Origin of the sequence: Sphingobacterium sp. UME9 (genome assembly GCF_014170215.1) — a bacterium.
In the GTDB taxonomy this organism is placed as follows: Bacteria; Bacteroidota; Bacteroidia; order Sphingobacteriales; family Sphingobacteriaceae; genus Sphingobacterium; species Sphingobacterium paramultivorum.
Map to the genome: position 1 here is coordinate 706,588 of NZ_LZZP01000003.1, position 12,090 is coordinate 718,677.

Annotated in this window: 14 protein-coding genes and 1 pseudogene; 6 read left to right on the plus strand and 9 right to left on the minus strand. The window is 37.4% G+C overall.

From position 1 onward, the window contains the following. Nucleotides 1-10: 10 nt before the first annotated feature. The gene (locus A9970_RS04380; RefSeq protein ID WP_182981453.1) at nt 11-1,582 is read right to left on the minus strand and encodes a hypothetical protein; all 1,572 of its coding nucleotides are present in this window, start codon (nt 1,580-1,582) and stop codon (nt 11-13) included. A 172-nt stretch (nt 1,583-1,754) separates the two neighbouring features. Further along, nucleotides 1,755-1,937 (minus strand): hypothetical protein, encoded by a 183-nt coding sequence (locus A9970_RS04385; RefSeq protein ID WP_182981454.1) that lies wholly within the window; start codon nt 1,935-1,937, stop codon nt 1,755-1,757. A 582-nt stretch (nt 1,938-2,519) separates the two neighbouring features. Between A9970_RS04385 and A9970_RS04390 the strand changes: the two genes are divergently transcribed. After that, on the plus strand, nt 2,520-3,353 hold the full coding sequence (locus A9970_RS04390) for a helix-turn-helix domain-containing protein (protein WP_182981455.1): 834 nt from the start codon (nt 2,520-2,522) through the stop codon (nt 3,351-3,353). Here A9970_RS04390 and A9970_RS29005 read toward each other — a convergent pair. After that, on the minus strand, nt 3,304-3,735 hold the full coding sequence (locus A9970_RS29005; protein WP_182981456.1) for a helix-turn-helix domain-containing protein: 432 nt from the start codon (nt 3,733-3,735) through the stop codon (nt 3,304-3,306). The genes A9970_RS04390 and A9970_RS29005 overlap by 50 nt on opposite strands. 403 nt (nt 3,736-4,138) lie before the next feature. Between A9970_RS29005 and A9970_RS04400 the strand changes: the two genes are divergently transcribed. The 3 genes and pseudogenes from A9970_RS04400 (at nt 4,139) to A9970_RS04410 (ending at nt 5,410) form a co-directional block, all read left to right on the plus strand. Beyond that, nucleotides 4,139-4,393 carry a hypothetical protein gene (locus tag A9970_RS04400; RefSeq protein ID WP_182981457.1) on the plus strand — a complete coding sequence of 85 codons (255 nt, stop codon included), beginning with the start codon at nt 4,139-4,141 and terminating at the stop codon, nt 4,391-4,393. Between the two features lie 151 nt (nt 4,394-4,544). Then, nucleotides 4,545-4,694, plus strand: a pseudogene (locus A9970_RS04405) (DUF4287 domain-containing protein); the annotation flags it as partial. A 221-nt stretch (nt 4,695-4,915) separates the two neighbouring features. Continuing rightward, on the plus strand, nt 4,916-5,410 hold the full coding sequence (locus A9970_RS04410; protein WP_120336026.1) for a hypothetical protein: 495 nt from the start codon (nt 4,916-4,918) through the stop codon (nt 5,408-5,410). Between the two features lie 252 nt (nt 5,411-5,662). On the opposite strand, the gene A9970_RS04415 is transcribed toward A9970_RS04410, so the two are convergent. The 5 genes from A9970_RS04415 to A9970_RS04435 all read right to left on the minus strand — a co-directional run bounded on the left by A9970_RS04415 (nt 5,663) and on the right by A9970_RS04435 (nt 9,866). Next, the gene (locus tag A9970_RS04415) at nt 5,663-6,130 is read right to left on the minus strand and encodes a hypothetical protein (RefSeq protein WP_182981458.1); all 468 of its coding nucleotides are present in this window, start codon (nt 6,128-6,130) and stop codon (nt 5,663-5,665) included. 599 nt (nt 6,131-6,729) lie between these two features. After that, nucleotides 6,730-8,427, minus strand: a complete 1,698-nt coding sequence (locus tag A9970_RS04420) for an FISUMP domain-containing protein (RefSeq protein ID WP_182981459.1) — start codon at nt 8,425-8,427, stop codon at nt 6,730-6,732. Nucleotides 8,428-8,459: 32 nt separating this feature from the next. After that, the gene (locus A9970_RS04425; RefSeq protein WP_182981460.1) at nt 8,460-8,645 is read right to left on the minus strand and encodes a hypothetical protein; all 186 of its coding nucleotides are present in this window, start codon (nt 8,643-8,645) and stop codon (nt 8,460-8,462) included. A gap of 12 nt (nt 8,646-8,657) precedes the next feature. Then, the gene (locus A9970_RS04430; protein WP_220801513.1) at nt 8,658-9,161 is read right to left on the minus strand and encodes a hypothetical protein; all 504 of its coding nucleotides are present in this window, start codon (nt 9,159-9,161) and stop codon (nt 8,658-8,660) included. An 87-nt stretch (nt 9,162-9,248) separates the two neighbouring features. Beyond that, nucleotides 9,249-9,866: an RNA polymerase sigma factor gene (locus A9970_RS04435; RefSeq protein WP_310889272.1), complete on the minus strand. Its 618-nt coding sequence runs from the start codon at nt 9,864-9,866 to the stop codon at nt 9,249-9,251. Between the two features lie 215 nt (nt 9,867-10,081). Here A9970_RS04435 and A9970_RS04440 point away from each other — a divergent pair, with 215 nt between their 5' ends. Both A9970_RS04440 and A9970_RS04445 read left to right on the plus strand, forming a co-directional pair. After that, nucleotides 10,082-10,384 carry an MGMT family protein gene (locus tag A9970_RS04440; RefSeq protein WP_120336020.1) on the plus strand — a complete coding sequence of 101 codons (303 nt, stop codon included), beginning with the start codon at nt 10,082-10,084 and terminating at the stop codon, nt 10,382-10,384. A 9-nt stretch (nt 10,385-10,393) separates the two neighbouring features. After that, nucleotides 10,394-10,921 (plus strand): DUF1697 domain-containing protein, encoded by a 528-nt coding sequence (locus tag A9970_RS04445; RefSeq protein ID WP_182981462.1) that lies wholly within the window; start codon nt 10,394-10,396, stop codon nt 10,919-10,921. A 102-nt stretch (nt 10,922-11,023) separates the two neighbouring features. On the opposite strand, the gene mgrA is transcribed toward A9970_RS04445, so the two are convergent. Beyond that, nucleotides 11,024-12,055, minus strand: a complete 1,032-nt coding sequence (mgrA, locus tag A9970_RS04450) for an L-glyceraldehyde 3-phosphate reductase (protein ID WP_159726905.1) — start codon at nt 12,053-12,055, stop codon at nt 11,024-11,026. Nucleotides 12,056-12,090: the final 35 nt, after the last annotated feature.

The following is a 12,090-nucleotide window of genomic DNA, read 5'->3' on the forward strand; positions in this document are numbered from 1 at the left end:
ATATACCAGATTAATTGTTGACGAAACTTCTCACACAGCGAATTGTGGTACCATTGCCATAAGAAACTGTTTCTATTGAATTCGCTCCAAATGTACCATTACTTACTTTGCCATGGAGCAAGGTTGAATTGTTTCCACTTTGGGCATATTCATTACTTTGATATAACAGCCAGCCTGTTCCATTATTGCCAGCGGGTTGTTGTTGAACCGTTCCATTTGTTGCCCGATAGCCGTAATAGGAGAGGATAAGATTATTATCCGGATAGGCAGGATTAGTCGCTTGCGACCCGGGCCAAATGCGACTGTGTCTATAACCGTCTGCAACTGCCTTTATGGAATTGGTCCGATTTGTATTATTAGCCAGATTGGTCATTTCTTTCGGATTGTTAAGCTCCTGCGGGAGACGCCATGTGCTTTCCGGATAGACCCGTGAACAGGGATCCACTGTAGCGTATCCGGTTCCGGTTGGTGTCGTTGTTCCAAAATTCCAGAACTCAATATTCGGATTTGGTTTCGCATATTCATTGTTCGTTCTAAAACGATAGGCATCAGAGCTGCCTCTAGTATATGACGCGCCGTAAAGCTTGTTTGCATCGTAAATTAGATTCGTGCGTGCCCATATGACACCGCCTACATTAATTCCAGATTCGATCAGCCTAACGTTTGTCTTAGACAAAGTTCCCTTTGTCAAAGTTAGCGCACTGCCATTGGCGATGGGAACAATTGTATTTGAAGAAAAATTTCGCACTGTTCCGTCGTCCAGGTTTATACCCAATGCATTTAACCGAACACGCAAGTTGTTTGCGGGAATAGATGTCGAGGTATTGGCTGAATAGAAAAGAGCAGTCTTTTCTGCATTTCCCCATCTGCTATCCACAATTGTCATTTCAGATCCTTTAATAGGATCTGTATCCTGAAAATTGGAAAAACTACCCTTGAAAACGTTAAAGGTACCCGTTTGAATGATATTTGTAAAAGAGGATCCCGTCCCTGAACCTATCGAAAAAGTAGAGTTGTCGGTGATGCCACCAAATATACCACGCGTATTAAATGTGACATTGATAGCAGCCATTTGTCTCAAAAAGATAATATCCAGGTAGTTGGCATCCTCTTTGGTTGTAATTTCACCCGAAGCAAACATAAAATCTTTGTTCGTTAACGCTGATGCTGCGATATTTCCAGAGCCATCTATATTAGGGGCCGTGTTCGGATCATTAATGGAGATCGCATACCAAAAGTATTTTTTGTTGGCGGCTACCTTGAGCTGTGGATCCTCTCCGGCACTTAAAATTCCATTGTATACAGGTGTTGAATTACCGTCCTGCATAAAAATCAACCTAAACTTTTTGTTACCTCCCAGTGGGACGTCTGCTGCCCTAAGTTTTCCATTTCCAGTAGTTGATGCTTTAATGGATTTGACCTGATCATTGGCAAGGGCATTTGTCACTAAATCGGTACTGAAGTCAAATTCATTTGTACTTTGAATACCGGATGAGGCTTGAGCACGCTGGTTTGTTGCATTGGCAGTTGCCGATAGCTTATCTGATCCTTCTGATGTTTTGTTTGTATTAACAGTAACCACATTATCATCATCGGTGAATTTGACCGAGCGGATAGTAACATTAAAATCACCTGATGGAAGCTCACTTTTCTCTTTCTGCGAAGAACATGACGCTGCAACTAGGGTAATTAAACAGGCCGTTACAGATCATTTTAATTTATAATAACTTAATTTCATAATTTTTCTTTAACGATTAAATATCGAAGTCCTTACCATTTGACCAATTGCTATCCCATTCTCTTTCTCGTGGGGTCTGGCTGTCCTTTCCAGTGTTGATGTCCGCTGATCCAGCGGCAATGCCCTGTTCCATTTCAACTTGTTCAACAAAGATTTTGGGGGCTAGGTACGCTAGTTTCCTTTTTGTTTTGTTTTCCATATCATTTATATATTGTATTACTTAAACTGTTAACTGATGGAGGATAAGGTATATACATTAGGAAATGTAATTAGAACCTATCAAATTAACTTTGGCAAAACTAGTAAGGATATAGACTTTAATACGAGGACTTTTAATTGAATTGCTTGTACTATTTGAACAATCTCCTGTACAATTCAAATTAAAAACAAAATTGTTGCTCAAAGTTGTCAAATAAACTTGTAGCATGGAGTCTTAAGATTCCTGTTATTTTCAATGGAGGACATTGGAGACAACACGAAAAAGTGTTATCAATATCATGAAAAACGTTGCATAAATTATAACATAAATAGTGTTTAATACGGGTAAATTTTTATACAGCATTTTAATGGTAAATAGATTTAATGTATTGATAAACAATGTTATAAAAGTGTATTCTTTTATTTAAGAAATCTATAAAACTCCCAATAAATCCTCTTTTTTGCCTATTGGAAAACATTAAAAGTATATGATAAATTTGACTTTTCCGATGCATTAGAATAGCTCCTGGGGTGTGTAAATTGGGTCGGAAATTTTAAGGGAAAGGGATAAAATAGATAAATCATGAATGAAAATTTTACTTCATTTGATCGAAGTTCAAAGGGGCTAGATATGTCAATTGTTTTTAATGAATTGAATAATCATATAATTGAAAAATGGCCAAAAGTTGATCATTTTGACTACTTTACCATGATCTTAAGTGTCAAAGGAAACGGTTATCATACCATAGATTCAACTAAATATCCAATGGATGCCCATCAGATTCATCTGGTTTTTCCGGGTCAAAAGCAGGAGATACAATTAAATAGATCTTCCATACTTTACAGTATCGTCATTGACCGGATGCTTTTTAATGCCTTAGCCAGCAAATTTAAGCTTATGTACACCTTCTTTAATTATCAACCTGTTATTAAACTATGTGACATTGGATTTCAGCGTATCCATAATGAGTTTTTGGCTATACGCAATGAATTAAACAATGAAGATAGCAATATGAATATTCTCAAATTGCACTTAAGAATAATAGGTGAAATGGTTGACCGTGAGGCTTCTAAGTATTTAGCAATTGATGAACAAGGCAAAAATAAGATTTTAGAAGAGTTCAGGAGATTGGTAAAGGAAAATTTCAAAGTTCAAAAAAAGGCTTTTTTCTATGCCAAGGAAATGAACATTTCGTATAATCATTTAAATAATAATTGTAAGAAAGCGCTTTCACGTACTGCTGCTCAGTTGATTTATGATCAAATTATCGAAGAAGCAAAAAAACTTTTGGATCAGAGTGATCTGTCCGTGAAAGAAATTGCCTTTGAACTAGGATTTGCAGATTCGGCTTATTTTACCCGTTTTTTTAAACAACAGACCAGTTTAACGCCAAGTGACTTTCGAAAACTGAGATAATTAGAAATAACAATATCTCTTTAACGCATTTTAATGCTCGATATCTACTGGGTGTGAGACCAGTGTAAGTCCTAATAAACTTTGTAAAGTTTGACTGTGATTTAAAACCAAACGTATAGGTTAACTCTTTTAGACGCAAGTCAGTGGTAGCTAATTTATCCAAAATTTCTTTTACCAAAAAAAATCGCAATATATCCACTGGTGAAATATTAAAATTTAGGAAAATGAGGTAGGCGAGTTTCTGCTCGGAGACCTTAAGTTTATTCGCATAAAACTTAGTCACACGCTGTTCATGGCAATGGCTTTCAATTAAATGGATAAATTGCTTAATCGTTGGATGCGTTTCGGCTTTAAGTCGCTCATAGCGTACCTCGTCAAACATGTGATTTATTCTTTATTCAGCATCTATGATGGATGCTGCCCGTCTGTTATATTAGCGCAATTGTGTACATATTTTCAGAGGCAAAGCTAGCTATAAGAAAAGATGCTGTGTTATCGGATTTATAACAATAGTTTTCCAAATCATTTTCATTTACGTCAGTTTGGCGAAAAATTAACCGATGATATTTGCCAAAAGCGCCCCAGCACGCTACTTGAATTGAATAAACCGGGTGAAATATTGTTTAGACCTAGGTATAGTAGCCGAATAGTTATAAATAGGGTAATCATTCGAATGATTATGTCAATAAATTACAGGCGTATACTATTTTTTGTACTGTATTTGTGCTGTAATTTTAGCGTCACATATAAAATTACAGTTAACAACTAATCAATCGCTCGATATTATGGCGGCAAAAGAAAAGAAAAATCCTGTATTTGAAGAGCCTTCAAATTTCAACACAACCAACAACGAGTTTGATTTGAGTACTTTAACTCGCATTATTCTTCTGATCGATCCGATGTGCGACCTAAAACAAATGAATCTTCAAAAGCTAATTAAAAACATCCATGTACAAGATGGGGTAACCCTGGATAAGTATTTCGAGGAGGTGTATGAATTTTTGGATAAGCAACTCAAAGAAAAACGGCAACTAAAGTAATTCAGCAACCTCTACAATTTAAACCAATAGCCAAGTCTAAATACACCGTTAAAATCGATTCCTATAAAATAAGACCGTTCCCAAAAAAGTGGATTATTTAAAACTAGAAAGTTCGGTGATGAATTACTAATCCCGCTCTGATTTTGAAAAACTTGCTGTTGAAAAAGGGTTTACAGAAGAAGGAAAGCTAAGGAAGGGAGTCAAAGCGACAGAAATAGTCAATTGGTTAAAGGGTGATTTTGAATTAGGGCATGGACATGCAACTGCGATGTATGCCTATATTACTGGTAAACGTGAATAGTAGAAAAAACTTCTTTTTCTCGGGCTGACAGATCGAAATTCACCGTTTTTTAGCCTTAGCTGCCCACTAAGCGCAGTTGATTAATGTGAGAACAAAGTGATTCAGAGATATGTAATATTCTATCAACTTTTGTAAATTAGGAAAGCGGTAATGGGGTTGTTTTTGCTGCATAAGCCTTTCGCTATGCAGTTAATTATTTCTTAGGGGTGAAAGGATAAAATATGGGTGGAAAATTGATTTTAAATCTATCGTTTCTGTTTGCGCAGGTACTTCTAGTACAGGGCTGTTTGTACAAATCGCAGCAGACAATAACGGATAATACTAAAAAGGAAATTACAGCGGTTTCAATTTCTGCTATTGGCGGATTTACCGCAGTACCTTCAAACGGTTATACGATGAGGATAACAAGAGATAGTGTATATTGTCTGTTTTCAGCAATTGATACAGCCCACAGTGCCCTAAAATCATACAGCAATACGGAGGAAAAATGGAACTTACTATTGAATAAAATTGAATTAGAGAGATTTGCTGATGCTAAAGAAGGGGAATCGCGCCAACCATACGATGGAATAGATATTAAAATAAGCATTGAGACAAAAAGTGGAAAATATACAAAGCTGAATGCTGATAATAGTCCAAGTTGGGATAGATTGTATAGACACTTGGAAGGATCTTTTTCCCCGCAGTCACTTGAAAACGAAAAAAGTAAACATTAAACAAGGGAATTAATTAAAAAACTTTTGCTTACAGGAGCTTTTCGTAACTTAGGATATTTTGAAAGTTTTCAGATTATAATTATCCGTAAAAAGGTCATAAAAAGACACTTATGTCAACGGTATTAATGATAAGAAATGTCGTAAATAGTCTGTTTTCCAGTCTCTTTACTGTTAATAAGAAAACGGTGAGTAGAAACCTGAGCTATTCGCTCAGGTATTTCTCTTTATTAAAAGTTTCGGGACAATACTGTTTTATGCTATCGCACTGTATATAGCTGTAACCAGTAAGAAATAGACTGCAAAAGCGGCTAAAGTGACGCCGATCACTTTGAAGTATTTAACAGCTGCGCTGTCTTCACTTCTAAATACCTGCATATTAAGCATCGCTGCAATTGCTCCAGCGCCGCCACCCAAAGCTCCGCCATATAAAAGTAAAAGTGGAAGAAGTGCTAAGACAAGCTGATACCAAGGGAGTTTTGCAACTACTCTGTGTTTTTCACCATTGATTATCAATATGGGGGCAAAGTCGGGAAGGGATGGCTTTGGATAGGCTTTTACAACCGTTCCATTACCATCAGGTATTAAAAAAGGCTTACCTTTTTCTCCGGATTGCTCGACAAGAGCATCGTTTTTGAACAATATTTGCTTACCCGTCCAGAATGTGATCTGCATGACGAAGCTTGAATCTGGAAAGTCTGGTAAATTAAAAAGGTACTTCATCTAATATGGTCTTTTTTCTTTGTACTTGTTGCAAAAGTGCGAAAAATTCGGATAATTAATTAAAACAATATCTGTTTAAGCTCAAATATTCTATCACTCAATTGACTAAGTTTTTTTGTGCTGTTAATGAGTAAGACATTGCCACAAATAGCAATAGTAATTGATTTCCCTTTAATGTGCGTTGAATCTGTAACATTGAATCCAATTCTTGGCCGGGGAATAATGTCGGATTATATAGTGAATTATCATCCCCAGAACCTCATATAAAAGAGAGCGCGCGATCTTGAAAAGCTATGCTGCTGATAAAGTAACCGGTTGATTATCCTGTTGACCACACAACGGTCGAATGAATCGAAATATAGTTATCTGAACCCCGAAAGACATATATGATAATGTTGAAATTTCAAATTTCAAATACATTTTTCTTACGTAGAGCTGTTTTGTATGTGTGTTGATATTAAGTGTGTTAAGGTGATGTTTTGAATAATTGGATTAACAGGTAAAGTCTTCTATTATTAGAAGACTTTACCTGTTAATCTGAATTCGACGGAATATACTATTTAGCCAGCAACTACATTATTCGCATCATTTATTTTTCTTTACTGAGCAATGCATCTGATGTTTTCGCTAGTTGCCTGTTGGTCATAGTTCGAACCGCCAAACATCGGACTTATACCTGTGTTTGTAAAATAGACGTGTGAAACCCTACTTGAAGCGTCCGCTGTGCTGAGCCAATATAGTCCAATAACTCCTCTAAAAATGAGGTTGGTAGGAGTTATACCATTTGCGCCGCCAGTTCCATATCCGTACCCTCCTTGTATAGGGAAGTAAATCACCACATCTCTACGACGTTTACTTGTTAAAATTTTTGCTGCTGTAAAGTTGTTTTCATCGGGTAACCAGGTTCCTTTTTCGCTTGCAACGGTACTATTGATTAATTTCTCCATTTCTGTCTTTGTGGGTACTCTATAGCCGCTTGGGCATGGGTCTCCACTTGCCTTTATCGGATTGTTCTCAGTACCAAGATTCCATGAGTTAACTGGTAAATCTGTAATACTACTCCAATTTGAGTTGGGGTAGGATTCTGTTTTACCAGCGACAACAGTATTTTGTCCCCATTGATAATAGTCGCCGAAAAGTGAGACTGTCTGTGGAGTCTGTGCAGGGTCGATGCTGATATCGGCCCCGAGATTATGTTGCATCCATATATTTCCATTTATCCTGACAGCAGGGACACCACGATGTGTTAGATATTCGTCTGTAGGGACAATCTTAAGTTTCATATCGTATTTTACACCAGGTGTGATATTCAGACTGCTAAACGGAATAACATTTGTTTGAGTCAGGGGCCCGATGGTAATTGAAGCAATTTTTAATGCCACATTATTACTGGCTTCCGCATTAATAATGTTTGATAAGCTTGTTAATAGCATTCCTCCTGTTGTAGGAAATGTTAAGCTAATATCTGTCCCTGACCCCGAACGCGACACTGCGCCAGTAGATAAATTAATTGCCGCATTGGGCTGATGAGAAATAGCAATCGACGAGCTGACATGAGTGATATCATATTTGGTTTGCGTAGCATCTATACTGGTTGTAATCTGACTGAATAAGTGTTTAAGTATAATTTCGAGATTGTTTTGTGAAGTCGCAGAAACAGACATGTCTTTTCGGAAATACATAAAATCTTGTTCACCAGCAACAGATATGTTAGAAGTGGACAATGTTTTGTTAGCAATGTCGGAAAAATTTATGGAAGGTAGCTCGGTGGTACTATTAACCGAGTAGGCGATAAATGAATATGTCTTACCAGAAGGAAGCTGAAATGCGTCAGCCAAACTTTCCTTTCCATGCACATAATCCTTTTCAAGAATATATTTTCCTGTTTCGTTATAGACTACGATTTTATAACGTATGTCAGCATCGACATTATTATTTTCAACAACAGCTTTTTTGTTACTTGCAACTACAACTTTTGCCGGACTTGAACTATTTTCAGCTGGGGCAAGTTCCGCAACTAGTAAGAAGTCATTATTTAGCTCAATTGTATTTGTTTGAATTGGTAGTGATTTCGGGGTGCTGTTCGATTTACCTATGCTTGATTTGGTGCCCAAGGTGCCTTCATTTTCGTAAATTGAAGCCTTGAAAATTACATTAATATTGGCAAGATCTCCGTTCTCTGTGTCGATTTTGGTATTAGGCTCTTTGCTACAAGAGGCGATGGTGGAAAATAAGAATAGACAGGCGCTTAATGTAGCCAATAATATGCTATTTTTATTTATTGATTTCTTTTTCATGATTTGTTTTACGGTTTGTACAAGAGTTTTATTTACCAAGAGAGATCATTTTGATATTCTTGTGTTTCCCATTCGTCCTTTAGACCTCCTGAGTTGAATGTTTTAGTAGAACCTGCGGCGATCCCGTTTTCTGTTTGTAATAATATGAACTCAATTTTTGGAGCTTCATATTGTTTTTTTGCGTTGGTTGCAAAATTTACCAATACTTCTGTTTTCATTGAAATTTATTGTTAGTTAAATAAGTGAATGATTTTATCGAGGGAAATTAATAACGAACTTGTTTGGGGATTATAAGTTGTATTCCAGTTTTTTTCGTCTAAAAAATATGGAGATGGGAGTGGGGGCTCGCAAATTTTCGTTTTATTTTTTGATATAGCATTCTGATCAGATGGTATTTCGATGTTAGTCGGCATCGAAATATCATGACGATAATGGGACTGTAATGCTGAGGAACATATAGCAATTAATGCCGCGGCGATAGAAACCCAGAGTAGGTTACTGCTGTTTTGTGATTTTGTCTGTAGACTTATTTTTTCCAACAATATATGCCGGTTCTTCCTAAGCATGATGGTAAGGAAATCGGGTAAGGGTTGACTTTCTTTTTTTAAAAACTCCTCCTGAATAAGTTTTTCTAACTGTGCGGAATAGGTTTCATTTCCAAAATAATGCAATAGGAGTTTCATGTCCTTTGCTTTACAAATACCTTTTAGATACTGCTTAAACAATTTATTCATATATGGCTGCTGCAAATAAGTTTCTTTTCTAGTCTAATAGACGAAGAGAAAAGAAAAAGTATCGGCTCAGTGAAAAAAAAATATAGTTTATTTAAAGACGATATATACTGCTATTGCAAATGTAATGTGTGGATTTTGTGCAATGTAGTTTTTAAGAAACTCGGATGATTTGGCCATATGATCTTTTATGGTGCTTGTGGAAACACCAAAATGAATAGAAGTTTCTTCATAGGAATAGCCATCTAGCTTGACCATTCGAAATACTTTTTGTCGCTGTGGAGGCAATAGACCTATTAAACTCTCGGCAAGTGCTTTACTTTCTTTTTGGGAAAGAAGTTGTCCAATTGGGTCATAGGAGACGTCTAGATGTTTGATAAGTTGTCTTTCTAGCTCTTTATCCTTTGATGCTTTCCTGTAAAAATCTATTGTTAAATTTCTACAGGTGGTGAATAGATAAGCTTTAATGTTTGTGTTTTCATCCAGTTCATGTCGGATTTTCCATAATCTTAAAAACGCTTCCTGATGGAGCTCCTCAACTATAGTATGGATCTTAATCAATTTGTGAAGCTTTGCTGCCAATATTGCTGCATATTTGTCGTAGATTGACGAAAATGCCATTTTATCCCCATTACGCAATTGAGATAGTAATTCCTTATCGGAAAAGTACTGGATATGATTTTCTTTTTTAATCTTTTGGTTAATTATTTATTAAAGGTAAAAATAGTGAAACAAACCCGTTTTTAAATGTCATTTTTGTCACAAAAAGGTCTGTTTTTATTTTTTAGGACATTCACAAGGGTAAAGTATATTATCGATAACCATGATATATTAGCTTATTCAAGCGGTGTTTTTTGTATCTTTATTTGGTTCTAGAAAATAATAGACGGGATATTTTCCGAAAAATGAAATCATAATATAGTATGGACGAAATTTTCAAAAAACAGGTTTATGAAGTGGCTAAACTCATTCCCAAAGGTCGAGTAACGACTTATGGAGCCATAGCAAAAGCTTTGGGTTTTCCTAACCACTCAAGGCACGTCGGGAAAGCGATGGGAGGATGCCCGAAAGATGTTCCTGCTCATCGTGTTATATCAAGTAGCGGTACACTTGCGGTGCCTGGATTTCAAGAACGGCTTGAAGCTGAGGGGCTTGTTGTGAATAATTTACGGATCAAGGATTTTAGGAAGTTGTTTTGGAATCCGATGGACGAATTAATCGATTAATTTAATAACATGAAATACTGTGCTTTTCTACGCGGCGTCAATGTGAAGGGAACCAACATGAAGATGGTAGATGTCTGTCAAGTTTTTAAGGATGCCGGTGTAACTGATGTCACTTCGGTACTGGCTTCTGGAAATATTGTTTTTTCGTCGGACAAAGCGGCCGACCCGCTCAAGCGGCTATTGGAGGAGTCCATGTCGGCATATTTTTCTTATGAAGCTTTTTTATTCATCCGGTCGCAGGAAGAGGTGGAATTGCTGCAGGCAAACATTCCGTTTGAAATGCATACGGACTTCCATGTATATGCTTTTGTAGGGACAGAAGGTGTCGAAACAATACTGATGGATGAATTCAGCAATTCGACGCAGGTGCCAGGGGAGAAGGCCGAAATTGTCAATACAGTCTTTTATTGGCGTGTGCCCAAGGGAAATACTTTAGATTCCAGTTTTGGAAAGGTATTAGGAAAAAAGAATCTTAAAGATAAGATGACAAGCCGGAATATCAACACCTTTGAAAAGATATTGAAAAAAATGGGTTAATCAACGGAAAGAGCCCGGATACAGCCGGGCTCTTTTTTGTTTTATGGAATTCAAACCGGGCGCAAAGCGGTTCCCCGGATGAAAACTTCTGTGGCATTGATCTTAATCGATCTCAGCCGATTTAGCCCAGATATTAATATGCCCATCTTTTGCATAAAGATCAATTTCGTGAATTTCCTCCGGACTAAACGACAGATTTTTCAGTGCACCAACGCAATCAACAACCTGTTGTGGTCTTGACGCACCAATGAGCGCCGATGTAACCTGCTTCTTACGTAATACCCAGGCAATCGCCATCTGTGCGAGCGACTGTCCTCTACGCTGTGCAATTGCATGTAAAGCCTGGATGTTCTTTTGATTTTCTTCGTTTAGAAATTTCGTCTGAAGTGATTTGGACTGCGAAGCGCGACTATTCTCCGGGATATGCTGTAAATATTTATCAGTGAGCATGCCCTGTGCCAAGGGAGAGAATACGATAGAACCAATGCCTATCTCATCCAAGGTGTCAAGCAAGCCATCGGTTTCCACCCATCTGTTTAACATGGAATAGCTGGGCTGATGAATAATAAAAGGTGTACCCAATGATTTCAGGATCGCATAGGCCTCTTTTGTGCGTTGCGAGTTATAGGATGAAATACCGACATAAAGTGCTTTTCCGCTGCGGACTAGCTGATCCAGTGCCAACATGGTCTCCTCCAAGGGGGTATTGGGGTCGAAACGATGTGAATAGAAAATATCTACGTAATCGATACCCAGGCGCTTGAGTGATTGCTCACAACTTGATATCAGATATTTACGGCTTCCCCATTCTCCATAAGGCCCATTCCACATGTGATATCCTGCTTTTGATGAAATAATCATTTCATCGCGTAAACCGTAAAATTGTTCTTTTAATATTTGTCCGAAGGCCTTTTCGGCGCTCCCAGCAGGTGGACCGTAATTGTTTGCGAGGTCAAAATGGGTAATTCCCAAGTCAAACGCGGTTGTGCAAATATCAACTTTGGTTTGATGGGGCGTGTCGTCACCGAAATTATGCCACATTCCCAATGAGATGGCAGGCAATAGAAGACCGGATTGACCACAACGATTATAGATCATATCTTGATATCGGTCTGGATTTGCTGTATACTGCATAGTCTTGAATAGTTTTAATCCAAACTAAGATAAAT

Bases quoted from the DNA above. Each gene is read 5' to 3' on its own strand.
- A9970_RS04385 (WP_182981454.1), bottom strand. From the start codon at position 1,937: ATGGAAAACAAAACAAAAAGGAAACTAGCGTACCTAGCCCCCAAAATC.
- A9970_RS04390 (WP_182981455.1), top strand. From the start codon at position 2,520: ATGAATGAAAATTTTACTTCATTTGATCGAAGTTCAAAGGGGCTAGAT.
- A9970_RS29005 (WP_182981456.1), bottom strand. From the start codon at position 3,735: ATGTTTGACGAGGTACGCTATGAGCGACTTAAAGCCGAAACGCATCCA.
- A9970_RS04400 (WP_182981457.1), top strand. From the start codon at position 4,139: ATGGCGGCAAAAGAAAAGAAAAATCCTGTATTTGAAGAGCCTTCAAAT.
- A9970_RS04410 (WP_120336026.1), top strand. From the start codon at position 4,916: ATGGGTGGAAAATTGATTTTAAATCTATCGTTTCTGTTTGCGCAGGTA.
- A9970_RS04415 (WP_182981458.1), bottom strand. From the start codon at position 6,130: ATGAAGTACCTTTTTAATTTACCAGACTTTCCAGATTCAAGCTTCGTC.
- A9970_RS04420 (WP_182981459.1), bottom strand. From the start codon at position 8,427: ATGAAAAAGAAATCAATAAATAAAAATAGCATATTATTGGCTACATTA.
- A9970_RS04425 (WP_182981460.1), bottom strand. From the start codon at position 8,645: ATGAAAACAGAAGTATTGGTAAATTTTGCAACCAACGCAAAAAAACAA.
- A9970_RS04430 (WP_220801513.1), bottom strand. From the start codon at position 9,161: ATGAATAAATTGTTTAAGCAGTATCTAAAAGGTATTTGTAAAGCAAAG.
- A9970_RS04440 (WP_120336020.1), top strand. From the start codon at position 10,082: ATGGACGAAATTTTCAAAAAACAGGTTTATGAAGTGGCTAAACTCATT.
- A9970_RS04445 (WP_182981462.1), top strand. From the start codon at position 10,394: ATGAAATACTGTGCTTTTCTACGCGGCGTCAATGTGAAGGGAACCAAC.
- mgrA (WP_159726905.1), bottom strand. From the start codon at position 12,055: ATGCAGTATACAGCAAATCCAGACCGATATCAAGATATGATCTATAAT.